Origin of the sequence: Acinetobacter sp. C13, assembly GCF_016809775.1 — a bacterium.
GTDB classification, from domain to species: Bacteria; Pseudomonadota; Gammaproteobacteria; order Pseudomonadales; family Moraxellaceae; genus Acinetobacter; species Acinetobacter pittii.
In genome coordinates this window covers 98519-118649 of the sequence record NZ_JAFBJL010000005.1, presented here as the reverse complement: position 1 = coordinate 118649, position 20131 = coordinate 98519, and the positions used below count along the sequence as shown (strand labels likewise).

19 protein-coding genes are annotated in these 20131 nt (G+C 38.8%); 11 read left to right on the top strand and 8 right to left on the bottom strand.

Annotated features, from left to right (window positions below; all coding sequences use genetic code 11):
* The first annotated feature begins 17 nt into the window (after positions 1-17).
* Positions 18-842: a tetratricopeptide repeat protein gene (locus JGE69_RS14535; RefSeq protein ID WP_199113889.1), complete on the top strand. Its 825-nt coding sequence runs from the start codon at positions 18-20 to the stop codon at positions 840-842.
* A 31-nt stretch (positions 843-873) separates the two neighbouring features.
* Here JGE69_RS14535 and JGE69_RS14530 read toward each other — a convergent pair whose 3' ends face one another.
* The 4 genes from JGE69_RS14530 to JGE69_RS14515 all read right to left on the bottom strand — a co-directional run bounded on the left by JGE69_RS14530 (position 874) and on the right by JGE69_RS14515 (position 5860).
* Positions 874-1797, bottom strand: a complete 924-nt coding sequence (locus JGE69_RS14530; RefSeq protein ID WP_199113887.1) for an AEC family transporter — start codon at positions 1795-1797, stop codon at positions 874-876.
* A 56-nt stretch (positions 1798-1853) separates the two neighbouring features.
* Entirely contained in the window at positions 1854-2963 is a 1110-nt protein-coding gene (locus JGE69_RS14525; protein ID WP_199113885.1) for an NADH:flavin oxidoreductase/NADH oxidase, read from the bottom strand.
* 9 nt (positions 2964-2972) lie between these two features.
* Positions 2973-5159: a TonB-dependent receptor family protein gene (locus tag JGE69_RS14520; RefSeq protein ID WP_199113883.1), complete on the bottom strand. Its 2187-nt coding sequence runs from the start codon at positions 5157-5159 to the stop codon at positions 2973-2975.
* A gap of 134 nt (positions 5160-5293) precedes the next feature.
* Positions 5294-5860: a DNA-3-methyladenine glycosylase gene (locus tag JGE69_RS14515; RefSeq protein ID WP_199113881.1), complete on the bottom strand. Its 567-nt coding sequence runs from the start codon at positions 5858-5860 to the stop codon at positions 5294-5296.
* Between the two features lie 75 nt (positions 5861-5935).
* Here JGE69_RS14515 and mutM point away from each other — a divergent pair, with 75 nt between their 5' ends.
* Entirely contained in the window at positions 5936-6760 is an 825-nt protein-coding gene (gene mutM, locus JGE69_RS14510) for a bifunctional DNA-formamidopyrimidine glycosylase/DNA-(apurinic or apyrimidinic site) lyase (RefSeq protein ID WP_032005485.1), read from the top strand.
* Positions 6761-6779: 19 nt separating this feature from the next.
* Complete coding sequence (locus tag JGE69_RS14505; RefSeq protein WP_002051379.1) at positions 6780-7070, top strand: peptidylprolyl isomerase; 291 nt, start codon at positions 6780-6782, stop codon at positions 7068-7070.
* A gap of 10 nt (positions 7071-7080) precedes the next feature.
* On the opposite strand, the gene JGE69_RS14500 is transcribed toward JGE69_RS14505, so the two are convergent.
* Positions 7081-7434 (bottom strand): gamma-glutamylcyclotransferase family protein, encoded by a 354-nt coding sequence (locus JGE69_RS14500; protein WP_069124032.1) that lies wholly within the window; start codon positions 7432-7434, stop codon positions 7081-7083.
* A gap of 227 nt (positions 7435-7661) precedes the next feature.
* Between JGE69_RS14500 and JGE69_RS14495 the strand changes: the two genes are divergently transcribed.
* Entirely contained in the window at positions 7662-8363 is a 702-nt protein-coding gene (locus JGE69_RS14495; RefSeq protein WP_004705745.1) for a hypothetical protein, read from the top strand.
* Between the two features lie 52 nt (positions 8364-8415).
* Here the strand turns inward: JGE69_RS14495 and mscL are convergent, their stop codons facing one another.
* Both mscL and typA read right to left on the bottom strand, forming a co-directional pair.
* Entirely contained in the window at positions 8416-8847 is a 432-nt protein-coding gene (mscL, locus tag JGE69_RS14490; RefSeq protein ID WP_069124034.1) for a large conductance mechanosensitive channel protein MscL, read from the bottom strand.
* A 256-nt stretch (positions 8848-9103) separates the two neighbouring features.
* Positions 9104-10939, bottom strand: coding sequence for a translational GTPase TypA (gene typA / locus JGE69_RS14485; RefSeq protein WP_199113879.1), 1836 nt, complete (start codon positions 10937-10939; stop codon positions 9104-9106).
* Positions 10940-11117: 178 nt separating this feature from the next.
* Here typA and JGE69_RS14480 point away from each other — a divergent pair, with 178 nt between their 5' ends.
* From JGE69_RS14480 to JGE69_RS14460, 5 genes are all read left to right on the top strand, one after another.
* Positions 11118-12476 (top strand): uracil-xanthine permease family protein, encoded by a 1359-nt coding sequence (locus tag JGE69_RS14480; RefSeq protein ID WP_174723249.1) that lies wholly within the window; start codon positions 11118-11120, stop codon positions 12474-12476.
* 63 nt (positions 12477-12539) lie between these two features.
* Positions 12540-13553, top strand: a complete 1014-nt coding sequence (locus JGE69_RS14475; protein ID WP_199113877.1) for a methyltransferase — start codon at positions 12540-12542, stop codon at positions 13551-13553.
* 21 nt (positions 13554-13574) lie between these two features.
* Positions 13575-15035 (top strand): amino acid permease, encoded by a 1461-nt coding sequence (locus JGE69_RS14470; protein ID WP_014207587.1) that lies wholly within the window; start codon positions 13575-13577, stop codon positions 15033-15035.
* Positions 15036-15299: 264 nt separating this feature from the next.
* On the top strand, positions 15300-16505 hold the full coding sequence (locus JGE69_RS14465; protein ID WP_199113875.1) for an RtcB family protein: 1206 nt from the start codon (positions 15300-15302) through the stop codon (positions 16503-16505).
* 3 nt (positions 16506-16508) lie between these two features.
* On the top strand, positions 16509-16667 hold the full coding sequence (locus JGE69_RS14460; RefSeq protein WP_199113873.1) for a hypothetical protein: 159 nt from the start codon (positions 16509-16511) through the stop codon (positions 16665-16667).
* Positions 16668-16788: 121 nt separating this feature from the next.
* Here the strand turns inward: JGE69_RS14460 and omp38 are convergent, their stop codons facing one another.
* The gene (gene omp38, locus JGE69_RS14455; RefSeq protein ID WP_060466028.1) at positions 16789-17853 is read right to left on the bottom strand and encodes an outer membrane protein Omp38; all 1065 of its coding nucleotides are present in this window, start codon (positions 17851-17853) and stop codon (positions 16789-16791) included.
* 379 nt (positions 17854-18232) lie between these two features.
* On the opposite strand from omp38, the gene JGE69_RS14450 reads away from it, so the two are divergent.
* Both JGE69_RS14450 and JGE69_RS14445 read left to right on the top strand, forming a co-directional pair.
* A complete protein-coding gene (locus tag JGE69_RS14450) occupies positions 18233-18748 on the top strand; it encodes a GspH/FimT family pseudopilin (protein WP_017385601.1) in 516 nt (171 codons plus the stop codon).
* Positions 18749-18856: 108 nt separating this feature from the next.
* A complete protein-coding gene (locus tag JGE69_RS14445) occupies positions 18857-20032 on the top strand; it encodes a thiolase family protein (protein WP_014207591.1) in 1176 nt (391 codons plus the stop codon).
* The last annotated feature ends 99 nt before the right edge of the window (positions 20033-20131 follow it).

The window sequence follows — 20131 nt, the reverse complement described above, 5'->3', positions numbered from 1 at the left end:
TAAAAGGTTAAAAAGAAATGAAGAAATTACTAATCGCAAGCCTAATCACCCTTTCAAGTGCATCAATTTTTGCAGCTGATAACACAGCGACTGCTGCTAAAACCGATGTTTTCAAACAAGCTGAGCAACTCTACGCAGCAAAAAATTACTCCGCTGCATTTCAAGAAATGCAACGCTTAGCCCAATCAGGTAACGCCCAAGCTATCTATAACTTAGGCTATATGACTCAAATGGGCCAAGGTACAGCAAAAGACTCTTCTAAAGCCCTCAAATATTATGAAGATGCTTCAAATAAGGGTTATGCCCAAGCGAGTTACACGCTTGCACAAATTTATGAGACTGGTGAATTAGGGGTTGCCAAAGACAGCAACAAATTCAGTCAATATATTCAAAAGGCATCGGCTCAAGGTTCTGATGATGCAACTGTGAAAATTGCGACAATTTTATTTGCTCAGAAAAAACCGCAGTCACATCAAATTGCCCTTCAAAAATTGGCGCCTTTAATTCGAAAAGGTAACTACCCTGCTATTCAGGTCAAAGCACTCTATGACATTAGCCAAGGGGTTGAAAATAAAAATCCTTTAATGAAACGCCAAGGTATCGAAGCTTTACAGTCAATTGCGCAAAAAGGCTATGCGCCTGCGTCTATGGCTTTAGCAACCATGATGGCGAATGGCAATATCATTCCGCAAAATCTACCGCAAGCTAAAAAGATCTTTACTGAACTTGCCAATCAAAATGTGCCTAACGCTAAAGAATCGTTAGCCTCGGTTGATAAGATTATCACAGAAAAAAGTAAACAGGCTGCAAATGCTCCCGCACAACCAGCGCCTAAAAAATAGTAAATAATTAGCCCCTTATGGGGCTTTTCTTTTACCACCACAAAGCAATAAGCCAGCTCACCCCAATAAAACCAACAATTGTACTAATCATAAGCGGTGTTAACGCTTTTTCATTTAAGCCATAGGCTTGTCCAAAAATTCCGAAAGCAATCGGCATTGGTAAAGCAGCGATTAATGTTCCTGCGTAAAGCATTTCACGGCTTACATTTGGAGTTATTAAAAAAAGTGCAAAAATAACAGATGGCATTAGCACAACTTTAAAGGTCGCCAACAAAACACTTTCTATGTTTACAGTTGTTATTCCAATACCTACTAAACTTCCGCCAATTGCAAACAAGGCCAAAGGCGAAGCTGTACGCCCAAGTAACTCTAAAGACTGGTCAAGCGTCGCAGGAAGGTTAACATCTAAAAGAATGCATCCCATCCCAACCAAAATAGCGATAATGACAGGATTCTTGAGTAAGTTTAAAAAAGTCTGTTTTAAAAGTGGCAAAAGACTTTGTTGTTGATGTAAACCAGCTTCGGCCAAAATCAGCATGAGCGCCACAATCAATAAATTTTCAATAATAAGTGTTAAAGAAATATAGATCGCAGCGTGATTACCTATCAACATGGTTAGAATAGCTGTTCCCATAAATCCAGTATTGGACATAGATGCACCCATCGATATGACGGCGCTATGGGTTAAGCTATTTTTAAAATATTTTCGATAGAGAATGAAAGCCAAGAAAAATAAAATTAAGGACCCACCGCCATAAGCAAGAAAATAAGCTGGGTGCCAAATGTCTTGTAAATTTTTATTTGCCAATGAGTGAATTAAAAAAGCTGGTAAGGAAATTTTAATTACGAATGCGCTAAGAGCCCTGATCTGTTCAGGTGTTACCAATTTGATGAGGACACAAACATAGCCCATCAATAGCAATATCAAGATAGGTAAAATAACCTGAAAAACCACTGACCGTCCTCACTTAGCGAAAGAAAAATGGGCAAAGATGACTTTGCCCAATACAATTAAAAAGAGTTAAAAAGTTGTTTTAATCCATGTGGTTGGCAACGTAAATACTGAGGTGCAATTTTCACTTCTGCCCCTAAAGCCGCTGCTGCATGCCAAGGCCATCTTGGGTCATATAACATTGCACGGGCAAGACCTATGGCATCGGCTTGTTGGTTTTCCAAAATTTGTTCGGCATGTTCTGGCTCAGTAATTAATCCTACAGCAATGACTGGAATAGACACATGCTTTTTAACTTGTTCAGCAAATGGAACTTGGTAACCAGCCCCAATCGTAATAGATTGATGCTCGTGCAAACCGCCACTAGACACATGCACATAGGCTGCGCCCAATTGCTCTAAAGCTTTTGATAAACCCACTGTAGACTCAATATCCCAATGCTCAATGCTCTCCAACCAATCGGTCGCAGATAACCTAACACCTACAGGATAACCTTCTGGTACAGCGAGTTTAATTGCCTGAAGAACCTCAAGAGTCATACGCATACGGTTTTCTAAAGAACCGCCATATTCATCAGTACGCTGATTGGCAATTGGCGATAAGAATTGATGTAGTAAATAACCATGTGCAGCATGAACTTCAATCAACTCAAACCCAGCTTCTACAGCACGTTTTGCAGCTGCTGCAAAGTCTTGCTGAACTTGTTTAATCTCTGCAATGGTCAAAGCATGGGGCGCTGCATCATGAACAGAAAAAGTACTTTTACTTGGTGCAACCGTTTGCCAACCATGAGGCTGATCTTTTGCAATCTGACCTTTACCTAACCACGGTTTTTCAGTAGATGCTTTACGCCCTGCATGAGCTAACTGAATTCCAAATGGCATCGGTGAAAGTGTATGAACCTTAGCTAACAACGTTTTCATTTTGTCACGTTGTTGATCATTCCAAAGCCCAAGGTCAGCATAGCTAATCCGACCTTCAGGTTGTACAGCAGTCGCTTCTACAATACAAAGGCCCGCACCAGACAATGCATAATTTGCCCATTGCTGTTCATGCCAATAGGTAATTTCACCGTCATCTGTTGCCGAATACTGGCACATAGGAGCAATTACAATTCTATTGACCAGTTGTAGTGAACCAAAGTTAACCGTTTCAAATAATTTTGCCATTTTTAATTCCTAGAATTGCTTAATTACACGTAAACCTGCACTCCAGTTACGTCCATCTGCTGGTTCAAAGTAACGTCCAACTGGTTTAGTTGAATCATTTACGATCACTGAACCTGCATAGTTTTTATCAAATAGGTTATCTACACGGGCAAAGCTATTCACTTTCCAGTCACCCATTACCCATGCATAACCCACATTAGCTGAGGTTACACTGTAGCTTGGCGCTGCGTCACTGTTGGTATCATTCACGTATACTTTATCCATATACTGTACATCTACACCGCCATATAAACCGTGCGATGGCTGCCAAGCCAAAGAGGCATAAGCTTGGTTTTTGGCTATTCCTGGAATGTTATTGCCTGATGGAATTTGAGCAATATCTCTATAAGCTGGAATATCAGCAGCAAAAGTTGCATCTAAATATGTATAGCTAGCAGTCGCGGTTAAATCTCGCCACAATTTTTTATTCCATGCAAACTCTACGCCTTCACGTAAAGTTTTATCTGCATTACGAAACGTTGATCGGCCATTTGAATTTCCTGCTGAAACGATGTCATCTTTGGTTTTAGTTTGAAAAACTGCCAAAGTAAAATCACCTAACTGGTTTTGTGACTTTAAACCTGTTTCATAGGTATCACTTGTTGATGCCGTTAAATTAAAATTAAAACCACTTTCTTCATCTAGTCGATATGCCATTTCAGTAAAAGTTGGTGTTTCAAAGCCTTTGGCATAACTCACATAGGCCATCAGTTCAGGTAAAATTTGCCAGCTTAAAGCAGCAGAGGGCAAAACTTTATCGTAATTTGTTTTGCCACTATCATCACCGTTCACAGTTCCATACTGATCAGGTCCTGAAGTAAAATGATCTTTTGATTTGTAATGGACATTGCTATAGCGTACCCCCGTGTCTAAACGCCACGTTGGTAAGAACTGCCATGAAGCTTGTAAATATGGGTCGATATTCCATAAAGTATTATCTTCATCACGGCGTAAATTACCTATAACACCATAAACATTGTTTACATTAAAATTTTCAAAGCCTTTACGTTCTTCATCCATTATATCAAGTGCAACACCAACGCTTAGAGTAGTATTTGGAAGTAACTCTTTACCCGTCCAGCGGAAGTCAGCGCCATAATAATTACGCTCAAAATCAATGACTCCACCAGCATGCTTTGGGCTAGCTTGACCTGAATAAATAGGCTTCCCCTCTTCTAGCTTCACTTCACCTTTAGGTATAGATTGATATTGAGTGACTTGGCGATTACCTAAATATGCCATGGCATAGAGTTCATTTTTATCATTAATAGGCTTAGACCATGTCACCCCTGTTTGGGTCTGTTCAATATCTTTACGGACATTAAATTGCTTTAAAAATGGAACTTGTTGCTTTGGATTAGCATTCCACTGGTCATGCGTTAAACCCTGCGGGTCGTCTGCATGAATTTTGACATAGTTGGTTATCCAGTTGATTTTGCTACCATCATCAAGATTCCAACTGAGCTTTGCATTATTTAGTACTTTTTCTGCACCGCTATGTTCTCGGTAACCATCAGTATCGAAGTATGATGAACTAATAACATAACTTGGTTCATTCGCGCCCTTTGCTCCACCTTGTAGCACAAGTCCTGCTCGGCTTTTATCGTGGCTGCCTCCCGAATAGCTCAGCTCAATTGAATCTTTGCCTTGCCCTTCTTTAGTAGAAGTTAAAATCGTCCCACCCGATGAGTTTCCATAAAGTGAAGAAAAAGGTCCTGTTAGAACTTCAACATGGTCCAGACTACTTAAATCGATATTAGACGTTTGGCCTTGTCCATCTGGCATTGTTGCAGGAATCCCGTCTACATAAAGGCGAATACCACGGACACCAAAAGTAGAACGTGCACCAAAACCACGCATAGAGAGCTGTAAATCTTGGGCATAATTTTCACGATTACGAATCTGTAAACTCGGTACACCTTTCACAACTTCGGTTAAATTTACTTGTGAAGAAGTATCAACTTTAGGTGCATCTATCCGAAAAACCGAAGCCGGCGTCTGCAAATAGGTTGTATCGGTACGGGTTGCTTCCACATGTAATGTTGGCAATACAGTTACGTCTTGTGTTAAATCTTCTGCCCAAACAAGTGGGCTAGAAATACAGCCCATACTCATCAAAATACAGTAATGAAGTCGGTCTAAGCGTAATAAGGACATGCTTATTTCCTTTATTTATATTGTAGTTATGATAACAAAAAGCGGTGTCTTGTCTGGATATTGAATTCGATCTGCATTGTTGTAAATCTGGAACACTCTTCCTCGATATCTAAAAACTGATTTCCAGATTAAAATTATCGACTCAAAGATGGATGATCTTTCCAGCAATATCGTTCAGGCCAATGTTTTGCTTCTTCGGCATAATCAATTCCAATCCGTGGCGTTAGAACTACTTCTGGTTGCGTTGATGCCGCTTCAACCCATAGTCCAGATTCCTCTCCCAAGGTTTGTCCTTTTAAAGATCGATCAATCCCTAAATAGCGTGTCAATTTGCCAGGCCCAGCTAAAAGCTTATAGTCTTTTTTGGTTGAAGCACCATTTAAAAATGCAGAACGAATCATTACCCCTTCAGGCACACCTTCTGTCTGAGTAATGAGATTGAGCATTTCATACATGCCATAAATTAAATAGACGTAAATTGTGCCACCAGGACAATACATTACCTCTGTTCGAGCGGTGCGTTTGTCATTGTAACTATGGCAAGCTTTATCACGAACGCCCAAATAAGCTTCAGTTTCACTAATTGTACAGCGGATCACTTGGCCATCAGGTTGTCGCTTACACAATACGCAGCCGATTAAATCATAAGCTACTTCTGAGGTTTCTCGTTGAAACCAGCTTAATGGTAAAATATATGACATAGTAATCTCTGAAATATTACATACCACACGTTATACTTGATTAATCCAGTATATCTGTTAATTCTGCGAGTTGGCATGCCTGAGTTACCCGAAGTCGAAACCACCAAAACCAGTTTATTTCCATTATTGAATCAAAAAGTTCTAAGTGTTGAAGTACGCAATCCTAGCTTACGCTGGCCTATACCAGATGATGTTCAGAAACTTGTTGGGCAACGTCTCATTGGGTTAAATCGACGTTCAAAATATATTTTGGCAGAGTTTGAACAAGATCAAATGCTTTGGCATTTAGGCATGTCAGGAAGCTTTCGTCTAACCGAGCCAAATGACGAACTGAGAAAGCATGACCATTTAATTATTCAATTCGAAGATCAGCAATTACGTTACCATGACCCTCGCCGTTTCGGTTGTATTCTTTGGCTTAATCCCGAGACTCAAGGCAAACTCATAGATACTTTAGGGCCTGAACCTTTAAGTACTGATTTTCATGCAGAATATTTAGCTTCTAAGCTCAAGAATAAGTCTGTCGGCATAAAAATTGCACTCATGGATAATCATGTAGTGGTTGGTGTAGGCAATATCTATGCAACTGAAAGCTTATTTAATGTAGGCATTCACCCAGCTCAGCCTGCTGGCGATTTGACTATGCAACAAATTGAAAAACTTGTTGTCGAGATTAAACGCATTTTAAAGTCGGCAATTGATTTAGGTGGCTCGACATTACGAGACTACAGCAATGCCATGGGAGAAAATGGTTATTTCCAGCAAACACTTCTTGCTTACGGTCGTGCTGGAGAAATGTGTGTTAACTGTGAAACCACATTAGAAAACTTAAAACTTGGTCAGCGTGCCAGTGTATTTTGCCCACAGTGCCAACCGCTTAAAAAGCTGAGAAAGCCTTAATTTTTTGGAGGAAGACAACATGCAAACAGCAATTGTCCGACATATTTTAGTTAAAGATAAAGACTTAGCTGAGCAGCTAAAAAAGAAGCTTCAAAGTGGCGCTGACTTTGCCAAACTTGCCAAGCAATACTCTACCTGTAATTCGGCAAAACGTGGTGGTGAACTTGGTGAAGTCAAAAAAGGGCAATTGGTGCCCGTCATCGACAAAGTTGTTTTTACAGCTGCTGAACGTGTGTTACAAGGCCCAATCAAAAGCCAATTTGGCTATCATCTTTTAGAAGTTAAATTCAGAATGGGTAGCTTACGCTGATTCCATTAATTTAATTATGGTTTTCAGTAGATTGAGCCTGTGCATTCATTTGATATGTCCAGGCTTTAATATATTCACCCGACTCTAGTTTTACATCTGCGATGACACGCTGGTATTGAAAACCTTCAAAATCATCCAGCATCTGCCAGTTTTCACCAAGTTTTTCTGTGCTAAACACATAACCATCTATCCAATCGGCTTGCGAATCTAACTCCAGTGCTTTTAAACCCTTGTCTGGCCCCCAATCTAAAATATGAATCACGCCTCTTACACTGGCTTTTGTCCAGTGTCCATCGATTTGTTCTAAAATATGAGCATTAGCTTGATTCGGACATAAAGTGCCATATACAAATAGCTGATTCATAATAACTTACCTTTACTAATATAAGTTTAATATTAATATCCTTTAAAAATTAGTCTTCTAAGATAACTTAAATGCAAAAAGACTATTAAGAATACTCTCATTTTGGTATTCTTTAAGCATAAAATAAATTGTATTTTACAAGCTAATAAAATGAATTATAAGTAGTTTTAGTTTAATGAATTTATTTTTAACTTTAATAAATATTTTACTTATCTAAGGAATTTTAAATGGGGATGTACACATATGTATCTTTACGAGTTTGGGTGCATGAAGAAAAACGCCCAGCTAATCGTGATGAAACACGTAAGATCATTCAAGCGTTATATGATGATGCACAATCAAATTCACATCATGAAGCTGAATATGCCTTTAATTTAGATGGTAACTCTGAAAATGAAGTAAAATGGTATAGCCTTGAAAAAGATATGCTTAATTTTAGCCAGAAATATCCTGAATACAGTTTTATTGTACAAGAGGAAGGGACTGGAGAGTTTGAAGGTAGTTATAATTTTAATACTTATTTCCAAGGTAATAGTTACCAATACGATCAATATTTTTATTTATTAGATTTCATTGATTTTGACTATTATGTCGAAGATTTATTTAACAAAAATTTTACTCTCTTTAATAATATTAAAGAAATTAAAGAAAATTTAATTATTAAACAAAATGATAAAACCCTTAAAATTTATATCCCTACAGTAACTGAACAACAGTCTGATCGAGTACACAGGATTTTAGAGTTTCAGGCTCAAAAAGATTTTTCAAAACTTGGCATAAATGTTTCTAAATATCACAACGATGAACCTTCTAATTCTATTCTAATTGAATATTACTTACAGAATTGTACAGATAATCAAACTACTCAAGATATTATTTCTAATTGCTATGAAATTACTGAAAGATTCTTAATTGGAGAAGTTCGATAAAATAACTATAAAAAAACGGTACGCTAGGTACCGTTTTTTATTTGAAATCTGCTTAAGCTTTCTTTTTCAACTCATCACGAATTTCGCGCAGTAATTGCACGTCTTCAGGCGTTGCAGCTGGAGCTTCTGGCTCATTCTTATCACGGCGAAGTCTGTTTAATAATTTCACCATTAAGAATACAACCCAAGCCAAAATAAGGAAGTTAATTAAAATGGTCAGGAAGTTACCATAAGTTAATACATTGATACCTGCCTTTTGCAAGGCATCCAAAGACTGTAAATTGTTAGGGTTTGCACCTAACACAATGAATTTTTGTGTAAAATCAACACCACCACCAGTAATTACACTGATAATTGGCATGATAATATCTTTCACCAAAGAGTCCACGATTTTGCCAAAAGCACCACCAATAATCACACCAATGGCTAAATCCATCATATTGCCTTTAATGGCAAATTCTTTAAATTCTTGAATAATACTCATCTAAACATCTCCAGATGTCGGGGGCCGAAACACGTCATATTTTTCTTTTTCATTGGCATTTTATCGAATTAGATAGTACTCGCCATGATATTGATAATTTAATATTTTTATCAAAAAAAAGAAAACTATCTCACACTTTAACAACATATTCGTTTAGAAGAAAAATATGAATTTAAGGTTAATTTAATTTCAAATATAACAATTAAAAAAACCGCTAAATTAATTTAGCGGTTTTTTCTTTTTCATTTAAGAAAAATTATTTATCACGATTACGTTTACGTTCGTTTTCAGTCAAGTAACGCTTACGGATACGGATTGATTTAGGTGTTACTTCTACTAACTCGTCATCTTCAATGAATTCAAGCGCTTGTTCAAGCGTATATTCAATTGCAGGTACTAAAGTTAAAGCATCATCTGTACCAGACGCACGAACGTTAGTTAATTGTTTCGCTTTAGTAGGGTTTACAACCATATCGTCTGAACGAGAGTTAATACCCACGATCATACCTTCGTAAACTTCTAACTGTGGTTTAGCGAACAAACGACCACGGTCTTGTAAACTGAACAATGCATAGCCCAAGCAAGTACCTTGAACCATAGAGATCAATACACCGTTTTGACGTTTCGCAACAGTACCTTGTTTAACAGGACCATAATGCGAGAAGCTTGAAGTCATGATCCCTGTACCAGAAGTCATGGTCAAGAATTCAGAACGGAAACCAATCAAACCACGTGAAGGTACAGTTGCTTCAATACGGATACGGCCTTTACCGTCAACTTCCATATTGGTCATCTCGCCTTTACGGTGACCCATTTGTTCCATTACAGCACCTTGATGCTGTTCTTCAACGTCAAAAGTTACGTTTTCGTAAGGCTCTTGTCTTTCACCATCAATTTCTTTGATGATTACTTGTGGACGAGATACGCCCATTTCGAAGCCTTCACGACGCATGTTTTCAATTAAAACTGAAAGATGAAGTTCACCACGGCCAGATACTTTGAAACGGTCTGGACTGTCAGTGTCTTCAACACGTAAAGCTACGTTATGAATTAATTCGCGATCAAGACGTTCACGGATATTACGTGAAGTTACGAACTTACCTTCTTTACCAGCAAACGGAGAGTTGTTTACTTGGAAAGTCATAGATACTGTAGGTTCATCTACAGATAAAGCTGGTAATGCTTCAACATTTTTCGGATCACAAATCGTGTCAGAAATGTTAAGTGCGTCGATACCAGTAATACATACGATATCACCAGCAGATGCTGATTCAACATCAATACGCTCTAAACCATGGTAACCCATGATTTTTAAGATACGACCGTTACGTGTATTGCCTTCTTTGTCGATTACAGTAACAGGAGTATTTAATTTTACTGAACCACGTTGAATACGACCAACACCGATAACACCTACAAAGCTGTTATAGTCAAGTGATGAAATCTGCATTTGGAATGGACCATCAACATCAACTGCTGGTGGTTCAACGATGTCTACAATCGTTTCAAACAACGGAGTCATGTCTTCTGCAAGTTCGTCTGGAGCAGGACCCGCTACACCACGTAAACCTGATGCATAAACGATTGGGAAATCTAATTGCTCATCAGTTGCGCCAAGGTTATCAAATAAATCAAATACTTGATCAATAACCCAATCTGGACGCGCACTTGGTTTGTCAACTTTGTTGATAATAACAATTGGTTTTAAACCACGAGCAAAGGCTTTTTGTGTCACAAAGCGAGTTTGTGGCATTGGGCCTTCTTGAGAGTCAACTAAAAGTAATACGCAGTCAACCATCGACATTACACGTTCTACTTCACCACCGAAGTCGGCGTGTCCCGGGGTATCCACGATGTTGATACGGTAAGTTGTATCAGTACGCTTATCTAACCAAGTAATAGAAGTGTTTTTTGCAAGAATGGTAATACCACGTTCACTTTCAAGCGCATTTGAGTCCATGACACGCTCAATCTCGCCTGCTCGTTCACCGAGAGCACCAGATTGCTGAAGTAGTTTATCGACAAGTGTGGTTTTCCCGTGGTCGACGTGCGCAATAATTGCGATATTACGGAGATTTTTGATATCTGACATGAAAATTCGAAACGCCTGAAATTTGAGGGCAAATTATACAGAAAAACACTACTCTTGAGTAGTGACAGTTTATTGACATTGACAAAAAAATTTTCCAATAGCCTGTATTTCGTTTTGTAAAGATAGGTATCTCGATTAGAATAGCGCCAATTTGCAAAATTGCGGCGGACCTACACCCATGTCCAATCAACACTCTCAAGACCATCTTGACCTTGTTTATGGCTTAGATGATCGACCAAAACCTTTGATCGCTTTTTTAGCAGCTTTCCAGCATTTGCTTGCGATTATTGTACCAATTGTTACACCAGGGCTTTTAATTTGTTTAGCTTTAGGCGTATCACGCACCGAAACCAACATGATTTTATCGATGTCTTTGGTGATTTCGGGTATTGCTACATTTCTTCAATGTAAAAAAGTTGGCCCTTTTGGCGCTGGCCTTCTGATTGTACAAGGTACAAGCTTTAACTTTATTGGTCCAATTATTGGTATTGGTAGTGCAATGGTGGCTGCTGGAACTCCTGTAAACCAAGTTATGGCTGCAATTTTTGGTGTAGTCATTGCTGGCTCCTTTATTGAAATGGGTGTTTCGCAAATTCTTCCATGGGTAAAAAGATTAATTACCCCCTTGGTGACTGGCATTGTTGTTTTATTAATTGGCTTAACGCTTATTAAGGAAGGCTTGATTAGTATGGGTGGTGGCTACCAAGCCATGCAAGACCATACTTTTGCAAGTGCAGACAACCTTATTATGTCATGTACCGTACTTGCTATTATTATTGTGCTAAACCGCATTCGAGTGGTGTGGATTAAAAGTTCAGCCATTTTAATTGCTTTAGTGATTGGTTACATTCTTGCAGGATTTATGGGTTACCTAGATTTCTCAGGTATTAAAGATGCGCCTATTGTACAGATTCCAACGCCGATGCACTTTGGTTTAAGCTTTTCTTGGGGCTTATTCATTCCAATGGCTTTTATTTATTTAGTCACATCTTTAGAAGCGATTGGTGACGTGACTGCAACCAGTAAACTTTCAAACCAACCCGTTAATGGTCCGGAATGGATGAAACGTATTAAAGGTGGCGTTTTAGTGAATGGTGCGAACTCTTTACTTGCAGGCTTATTTAACACTTTCCCTAGTTCTGTTTTTGCCCAAAATAATGGTGTAATCCAACTCACTGGCGTTGCAAGTCGTTATGTGGGTATCTGGATTGCTGCTTTACTTATTTTATTAGGTTTATTTCCAGCAGTAGCTGGTGTAATACAAGCCGTACCACAGGCGGTATTAGGTGGAGCAGTTATGGTGATGTTTGGTGCGGTTGCTGCATCAGGTATTAACATTCTCTCATCTATTCACCTTGATCGCCGAGCACTTTTAATTATCGCAATTTCACTTGCACTAGGTTTGGGTGTTGCTCAAGTTCCTCAAATTTTGGAACACCTACCAGAATTATTTAAAAATATTTTTAGCTCTGGCGTAGCGACGGGTGGTATAGCAGCATTAATTTTAAATGTTGTACTTCCTGAAACACACAAATAACTATTTTTTAATTTTGATTACTGCCCAGTTTCCACTGGGCATTCTTCTTCATGAGAGATGTACATGGATCCTAGAAGTGAAGTGATATTAAGACAGCAAGACTATTTAAAAGGTAGAATCTTGTTCATTAATGCACCGAATGATGCCTTAGTTAGTCAACTACCAGCTGATATTGATGCTTCAGTCTGGACATGGAACCATGCTGACTATCAGAGCTTTATAAATAGTGGAACAAATGCGCATTTCTCAGTTGAGTTTCCATTACAAGAATTCGATCAAGCCGTCATTTTTGTTCCCAAATCTAAAGAACTGTTAAATTACATACTGCATGTCGTAATGAGCAATCTTAAAACTACTCAGTCTATTTTTTTAGTCGGTGAAAAAAAAGGTGGCGTTGAACGCGCTGCCAAACAATTACAAAACTTCGGCAAAGCACTTAAACTTGATAGTGCACGTCACTGTCAGCTATGGCACTTAAAGATTGAAAAAACAGAACAGCTTAAACCTCTCGAAAGTTGGCTTAAAACTTACACTGTTCATGTTAATGAACAAGAACTTACGATTTGTGCCCTTCCTGGTGTGTTTAGCCAAAATCATCTAGATGTCGGAACTGCTGTTTTACTCCCTTATCTTAATCAGGTGAAATCAGGTAGAATTGCCGACTTCGGGTGTGGTGCTGGAATTATCAGTTGCTATTTGGCAAAAATAAATTCAAGTAATATTATTCATGCCCTAGATATTGATGCTTTCGCTTTACGGTCAACGGAAATGACTTTTAGTCGAAATGGAATAGGTTCAGACCAGTTGAGATTGCAGCCTGTTACAGGAATTGCAGACGCTCCAACAGAACTCGATGCCATTGTCAGTAATCCCCCTTTCCATCAAGGTATTCATACCAACTATGATGCAAGTGAAGGACTCTGCCAAAACGCTAAAAAACATTTAAAGGCATCAGGTGAGCTATGGATTGTAGCAAACCGTTTTTTAAACTATCCGATCTTAATTGAGAAGCACTTTGGTCAGTGCCAGATTAAAACTGATCATCAAGGCTTTAAGGTGTTATATGCCTGTGCATAACAAACTATGTAAGGAATCTCCATGAGCGAAACACATGCTCCTGAAAAACTCCAGCGTAAGCTTGGGGCTCGTCATCTGAATATGATCGCCATTGGTGGTTCCATTGGTACAGGCCTCTTCCTTGCTTCTGGGTCAACCATTGCAAACGCTGGCCCTGGTGGAGCGCTACTCGCCTACTCACTCATTGGCATTATGATTTACTTCTTAATGACCAGCTTAGGTGAGCTTGCAACTCATACACCAACATCCGGCGCCTTTTTTACTTACGGCAGTCGTTATGTCGAAGAAGGCTTTGGTTTCGCTCTAGGCTGGAACTATTGGTATAACTGGGCAATTACGGTTGCATTCGAACTTGTTGCGGTTCAGTTTATTATGAAGTTCTGGTTCCCTGATATTCCAGGGTTCTATTGGAGTGCCCTGTTCCTTATCGTTATCTTTCTGATCAATGCCATGACAGTAAAGGGATTTGGGGAAAGCGAATTCTGGTTTTCGATGGTCAAAGTAATTGCGATTGTTGCATTTATTATTATTGGCTTAGCCATGATTATCAAGATTATGCTAACTCCAGGTGTGGCAACTTTCGGAAACTGGACCTATAAAGAGGCACCTTTTGTAGGCGGTTTACAAGCCATGATTGGTGTCGCCATGATTGCCGGATTCTCTTTCCAAGGCACGGAAATGGTTGGGGTTGCTGCTGGCGAATCAAAAGATCCAAAGAAGACAATTCCACTTGCAATCAAACAGATTTTCTGGCGAATCTTATTATTTTATATCCTATGTATTTTCATTATCGGCACTCTGATTGCCTATGATGACCCGAATTTATTACAAGCAGCTGCCACTGAAGATATCGCACTATCTCCATTTACATTGCTTTATGAAAGAGTAGGTTTTGCTTTTGCTGCGAGTTTAATGAATGCTGTCATTCTTACTGCTATTTTATCAGCCGGTAATTCAGGCATGTATTCCTCAACTCGTATGTTGTTTAAAATGGCTCAAGAAGGCCGTGCACCAAAGTGGTTTGCAAAACTTGATGGTCGTGGCGTTCCAATGAACGCGCTATACGCAACGACGTTTATTGCTGCATTCTGTTTCTTAACGACATTTATTGGTGAAAAACAAGTATTTAACTGGCTACTCAATATGTCGGGTATGTGCGGTTTTATTGTTTGGTTAGGAATCGCGATTTCACACTATCGGTTCCGTAAAGGATACATTGCTCAAGGCTATAAATTAGAAGATTTAGCATATCGTGCCAAATTTTTCCCATTTGCACCTTGGTTTGCATTTATTCTCTGTTCAATCATTATCTTAGGGCAGAACTACCAAGCCATTTTAGGTGGAAAAATTGATTGGTTAGGCTTACTTTCAACTTATATTAGCTTGCCACTGTTCTTGATCATTTGGTTAGGTTATAAGTGGAAAAATAAAACCAAACTGATCTCTTACGATCAAATGAACGTCAAACCTGAGCAAGATTAAAACTGGTCATTAAAGTAAATCAAAGATCAAAAACTTGATCTTTGATTAAAAGAGCGTAAAATGCCGTTCAGATTTTCAACGGCACTTTTAAATAAGGAGGACATCATGCCATTAGTACAAGGTAAAACAGATTAAATAATTTGGCACGATGTCAGCTCACGGACAAGTGTACAAATTCACACCACTTGTCCGAATGCTTAAATTTAGAACCTAGCATTCGCTAGGTTTTTTTATGCCTGCTCGGACAAAAATAAGAGAAAAATTATGGGCATACAAAAAATATTAAACAAGGAGGCACTCTATGGTGTCCCTGTTAAAATTTTCACTCAAGATATAGATAGTGAAAGTATCGAACAACTCAAGAAAATGGCTCAGCTGCAATTCATCTATTCTCACATTGCAGTTATGCCTGATGTGCATGTGAGTAAAGGCGCTACTGTAGGTAGTGTTATTCCAACCAAACACGCCATTATTCCTGCTGCTGTAGGAGTTGACATTGGATGCGGGATGAATGCAATTCGCTTGAGTTTAAAGGCTTCACAATTACCTGATAACTTAAGTCGTTTGCGTGATGCAATTGAACGTAAAGTTCCTGTTGGCTTTGCTTTGCATAAACAAGTCAAAGCGAAAGCTTCTAGCATTATTCCACTTGAAAAACGTTTAGAGCCAATTATCAAAAAGCATCCTGGTCTTGTCCGAATGCTTCGGCAATTTGATGCAACATGGCAAAAGCAACTTGGGACTTTAGGTGGTGGCAATCACTTTATAGAATTATGTATTGATGAGAATCAAGATGTCTGGATGATGCTACATTCTGGCAGCAGAGGGCTTGGCAATGTTATTGGCACTTATTTTATTGAGTTAGCCAAAAAAGAAGCTCAACATCGCTTTGGCCATGTTCCAGATAAAGATTTAAGTTATTTTGCCGAAGGCTCAAACAGTTTTGATGATTATGTAGAAGCTGTAGAGTGGGCGCAAGAGTATGCTTTTGAAAATCGCAAAGAGATGATGCGTTTAATATTAGAAGCTATCCGCCCCCTTTTACCTTCTTTTCAAATGACAAAAGAAGCAATTAATTGTCATCATAATTATGTAAGCCGTGAAACACATTTTGGCGAAAATCTATTGATTACCCGAAAAGGTGCAATTAGAGCAGGCTTAGATGAGCTAGGTATTATTCCAGGTTCAATGGGCGCACGATCTTATATTGTTAAAGGCAAAGCAAATCCTGAATCATTTTGTTCTTGTTCTCATGGCGCTGGTCGCAAGATGAGCAGAAGTAAAGCAAAAGTTCTTTTTAATCAGCAAGATCTTATTGAACAAACCCAAGGTATTGAATGTCGCAAAGATAGTGGCGTTGTCGATGAAATTCCAAGCGCCTATAAAGACATTGATGAAGTCATGGCAAATCAGTCAGACCTCATTGAAGTCGTTCATACTCTAAAACAAGTTTTATGTATTAAAGGTTAAAGCATGAAAATTAAAGAAATGCCAAAGATCAAACTCCGTAATCAATTAGCTCTATCCCCTTTACTCCACAAAGGTGGTATGCACGAAACGGAAAAACCTCGCGCTCAACATCGTAGAGATAGACAAGATGCTAAACAGCAATTGAGAAAAGGTGATTGGTAAATAATTTAGACCAAGATCGAAAGTCATTATTAAGGAGACACAGAAATGACTAAATATTTTAAAAATCGCCATAAAAAAAGCGACTCTAACGAGTCGCTTTTTTACTGTTCAAGAACTCAAATTATTGAGCTGCTGCAGGAGCTGCCGCTTCTTGTCCAGGTTGAACAACTACAGTACGGCTACCAGTGATTGTCGCGAATACACGACGGTTCATAGCACGACCTTCTTTAGTTTTGTTGTCAGCAATCGGTTGATCCCAAGCGAAACCTTGAGTAGACAAACGAGATGCATCAACGTTGTATTCGTTTACAAGAGCTGATTTAACAGAGTTAGCACGAGCTAAAGATAAACGTTCGTTCAACTTACGTGGACCAGTGTTATCTGTGTGACCTTCGATACGTGCAGTAGCGTTAGGGTATTCAGTTAACTTCTCAGCAACTTTAGCGATTTCTGGCTTGTATTGGTCTTTGATGTTTGATTTGTTAGTATCAAAGAACACACGAAGTTCCATGTTAAGGTCTTCAGTTAACTCTTGTGGTTGTGGAGCAACTGGAGTTGGTTCAACTGGAGCAACTTCTACTACAGGAGCAGCAGGCTTCAAGTGACCACCAAGAACTACGTTTAAACCAGCAAGAGCTGTATAGTTCCAGAATTTTTCGTCAAAGTTATAAGTACCACGAGCTTCTGTACGAAGAGATAAAGCATCGTTTAAGCGCCAGAAAGCACCAACACCAGCATTACCTAAAGTACCTTCTTCATCATTGTGATAAGAAAGGTCAGGAATCTCGTATTTGTAGTGACCAGCACCTAACAATACGTATGGCTTGATTTTGCTGTCATAGTTTTTAGTGATTAAATCAGAAGTAACATAGAAGTTACCGTTGATTTGTTTTTGTTTGTATTCAGCGCTTGGAGCACCAGCAATACCTTCTACATCACCCTTAACTTGGTTATATTCAGCTTCGAAACCTAACCATGGTGTTAACTCGATACCAAGAGCTGCACCAACGAATAAATCGTCTTGTAATTCAGGTCCGTTAGTTAACTCGCCATCTTTACCGCCATTGTTGTGTTGAGTGTCTTGGAAAGTGTAACCAAGCAATAATGGAGTAACAGTTACGCCAGCATTAGCAGCAGCTAATGGAGCAGCGACAAGCATAGCAAGTGCAATACGACTCAATTTCATGGATATCCTCCAGAGATAACAATTGTTGTTCAAGCTCAGCCTAAATTTATTGGCCCCTGAGATATTTTCACCCCAGTATTATTTTTAAGCTATTCACATTTGAATCATACAAACACTTGATAGACTTTCCAAGTGCTTGATAATTTTAATCAAGTAAATTATTGACAAAATTACTTACAATTTCCGTTGTAATTCGGTAATTTTTCACTCAACTAGCAAATATGAACAACTTCTTTCTTTCGCTTACGGTGATTTTACCAGTATTCTAGCATCCTGATAACCTTTATTTAATTTTGTGTTTCCTCACTATAAAAATCATTATAAATCATTGATAGAAAGCATAAAATCAAAATATTTATTTATATATTAAGGAATTTTAATGTTTAAATCTCCCGGTTTCACGTTGTTGGAACTCACTATAACGCTCGCAATTCTTATGATTATGGCCACTATAGCGCTTCCTTTATATCATCAATTTATGGCTTCTGTAGAATTAAAAAATTCGTCTCGACTACTCACAATTCATATACAAAAAGCCAAATACGACGCAATTCTACGACATAAGAGTGTCGTACTTTGCCCAAGTGTTGATTTGTCTACATGTAATAGTAACTGGGATACAAGTCTCATAAGCTTTGTAGACACGAATCAGAATCTACAAAGAGAAAACAATGAAGAAGTATTAACCAATGTTGAACTGGCTCATCGCTACGGTTCTTTAAAATTTCAAAAGTTTGGAAAAAAACTAAATAGTATTGTATTTCAGGGCGACACAGGACTGCCACGCGAATCTAACGGCACTTTTACTTACTGTTCTTATAACCAGCTTAAAAACTTTAAATTAATTCTCAGCAAAATGGGACACACCCGTTTAGAAGACCTTAAAAATTGTTAGAACTCTACAGTCTAATGCAGAAGATATCTCTCTTTGATTTTTGCAATATACTGCCTAGGTTTTAAACATTTCTTATTTTGAGATTAAGAACAATCGGAGATTACAACAATGACTGACATCGTAATTGTAAATGGTGCTCGTACTGCCATGGGTGGTTTTCAAGGATCACTATCAGGACTTACAGCGCCTGAATTGGGTGCGGTAACGATTAAAGAAGCAATCGCACGAGCAGGTTTACAGCCTACTGATGTCGAAGAAGTCATTATGGGTTGTGTACTGCCTGCTGGCCTAAAGCAAGGTCCAGCACGTCAAGCGATGCGCAAAGCTGGCTTACCAGATTCTACAGGTGCAGTAACGATTAACAAGCTTTGTGGTTCTGGCATGAAAGCTGTTATGCAAGCCGCTGATATGATTAAAGCAGGTAGTGCAGAAGTTGTTGTTGCTGGCGGCATGGAGTCTATGACAAATGCACCTTATGTTTTACCAAAAGCACGAGCTGGCTACCGCATGGGCCATGGTGAAATTAAAGATCATATGTTCTTTGATGGGCTTGAAGATGCTGAAACTGGGCGTTTAATGGGTTCATTTGCTCAAGATATGGCCAATACTCGTGGCTACACACGTGAGCAAATGGATGACTTTGCGATTCGCTCTTTGAAACGTGCTCAAACAGCAATTACTGAAGGTTATTTCAAAGACGAAATCGTTCCAGTTACCGTACCTAGTCGTAAAGGTGATGTCGTTGTTGATCAGGATGAACAACCTTTAAATGCCAAGATTGACAAGATTCCTTCACTCAAACCAGCTTTTGCAAAAGACGGTACGATTACCGCCGCAAATGCAAGTTCTATTTCGGATGGTGCGTCTGCATTAGTATTAACTTCAAGTGAAGTTGCAGCACAGCGCGGTTTGCAACCGCTTGCAAAAATTATCGCGACAGCGTCAAACTCGCAACATCCTTCAGAATTTACGATCGCTCCAGTTGGTGCTATTGAAAAAGTTCTTAAAAAAGCGGGATGGAATGCTCAAGACGTCGACCTTTGGGAAATTAACGAAGCTTTTGCTATGGTTACAATGTGTCCAATTGATGATTTCAAACTTGATGCAGAGAAAGTGAATATCAATGGCGGTGCTTGTGCCCTAGGTCACCCTGTAGGTTCTACGGGTTCTCGTATTATTCTTACTCTTATTCACGCACTCAAACGTACTGGCGGTAAAAAAGGTATTGCTGCACTCTGTATTGGTGGTGGTGAAGCAACAGCGGTTGCAATTGAACTCATTTAATCCAGATTCATTATTTTTAAATCCCACTTCGGTGGGATTTTTTATGAAAAAACTACAAAAAATGACCCACAAAATCACTTTTAAGTTTTAACTTATTCC

What these genes read in the sequence shown, in the direction of transcription:
- JGE69_RS14535 (WP_199113889.1), top strand. Translation starts at nt 18, where the DNA reads ATGAAGAAATTACTAATCGCAAGCCTAATCACCCTTTCAAGTGCATCA.
- JGE69_RS14525 (WP_199113885.1), bottom strand. Translation starts at nt 2,963, where the DNA reads ATGGCAAAATTATTTGAAACGGTTAACTTTGGTTCACTACAACTGGTC.
- JGE69_RS14520 (WP_199113883.1), bottom strand. Translation starts at nt 5,159, where the DNA reads ATGTCCTTATTACGCTTAGACCGACTTCATTACTGTATTTTGATGAGT.
- JGE69_RS14515 (WP_199113881.1), bottom strand. Translation starts at nt 5,860, where the DNA reads ATGTCATATATTTTACCATTAAGCTGGTTTCAACGAGAAACCTCAGAA.
- mutM (WP_032005485.1), top strand. Translation starts at nt 5,936, where the DNA reads ATGCCTGAGTTACCCGAAGTCGAAACCACCAAAACCAGTTTATTTCCA.
- JGE69_RS14505 (WP_002051379.1), top strand. Translation starts at nt 6,780, where the DNA reads ATGCAAACAGCAATTGTCCGACATATTTTAGTTAAAGATAAAGACTTA.
- JGE69_RS14500 (WP_069124032.1), bottom strand. Translation starts at nt 7,434, where the DNA reads ATGAATCAGCTATTTGTATATGGCACTTTATGTCCGAATCAAGCTAAT.
- JGE69_RS14495 (WP_004705745.1), top strand. Translation starts at nt 7,662, where the DNA reads ATGGGGATGTACACATATGTATCTTTACGAGTTTGGGTGCATGAAGAA.
- mscL (WP_069124034.1), bottom strand. Translation starts at nt 8,847, where the DNA reads ATGAGTATTATTCAAGAATTTAAAGAATTTGCCATTAAAGGCAATATG.
- typA (WP_199113879.1), bottom strand. Translation starts at nt 10,939, where the DNA reads ATGTCAGATATCAAAAATCTCCGTAATATCGCAATTATTGCGCACGTC.
- JGE69_RS14480 (WP_174723249.1), top strand. Translation starts at nt 11,118, where the DNA reads ATGTCCAATCAACACTCTCAAGACCATCTTGACCTTGTTTATGGCTTA.
- JGE69_RS14475 (WP_199113877.1), top strand. Translation starts at nt 12,540, where the DNA reads ATGGATCCTAGAAGTGAAGTGATATTAAGACAGCAAGACTATTTAAAA.
- JGE69_RS14470 (WP_014207587.1), top strand. Translation starts at nt 13,575, where the DNA reads ATGAGCGAAACACATGCTCCTGAAAAACTCCAGCGTAAGCTTGGGGCT.
- JGE69_RS14465 (WP_199113875.1), top strand. Translation starts at nt 15,300, where the DNA reads ATGGGCATACAAAAAATATTAAACAAGGAGGCACTCTATGGTGTCCCT.
- JGE69_RS14460 (WP_199113873.1), top strand. Translation starts at nt 16,509, where the DNA reads ATGAAAATTAAAGAAATGCCAAAGATCAAACTCCGTAATCAATTAGCT.
- omp38 (WP_060466028.1), bottom strand. Translation starts at nt 17,853, where the DNA reads ATGAAATTGAGTCGTATTGCACTTGCTATGCTTGTCGCTGCTCCATTA.
- JGE69_RS14450 (WP_017385601.1), top strand. Translation starts at nt 18,233, where the DNA reads ATGTTTAAATCTCCCGGTTTCACGTTGTTGGAACTCACTATAACGCTC.
- JGE69_RS14445 (WP_014207591.1), top strand. Translation starts at nt 18,857, where the DNA reads ATGACTGACATCGTAATTGTAAATGGTGCTCGTACTGCCATGGGTGGT.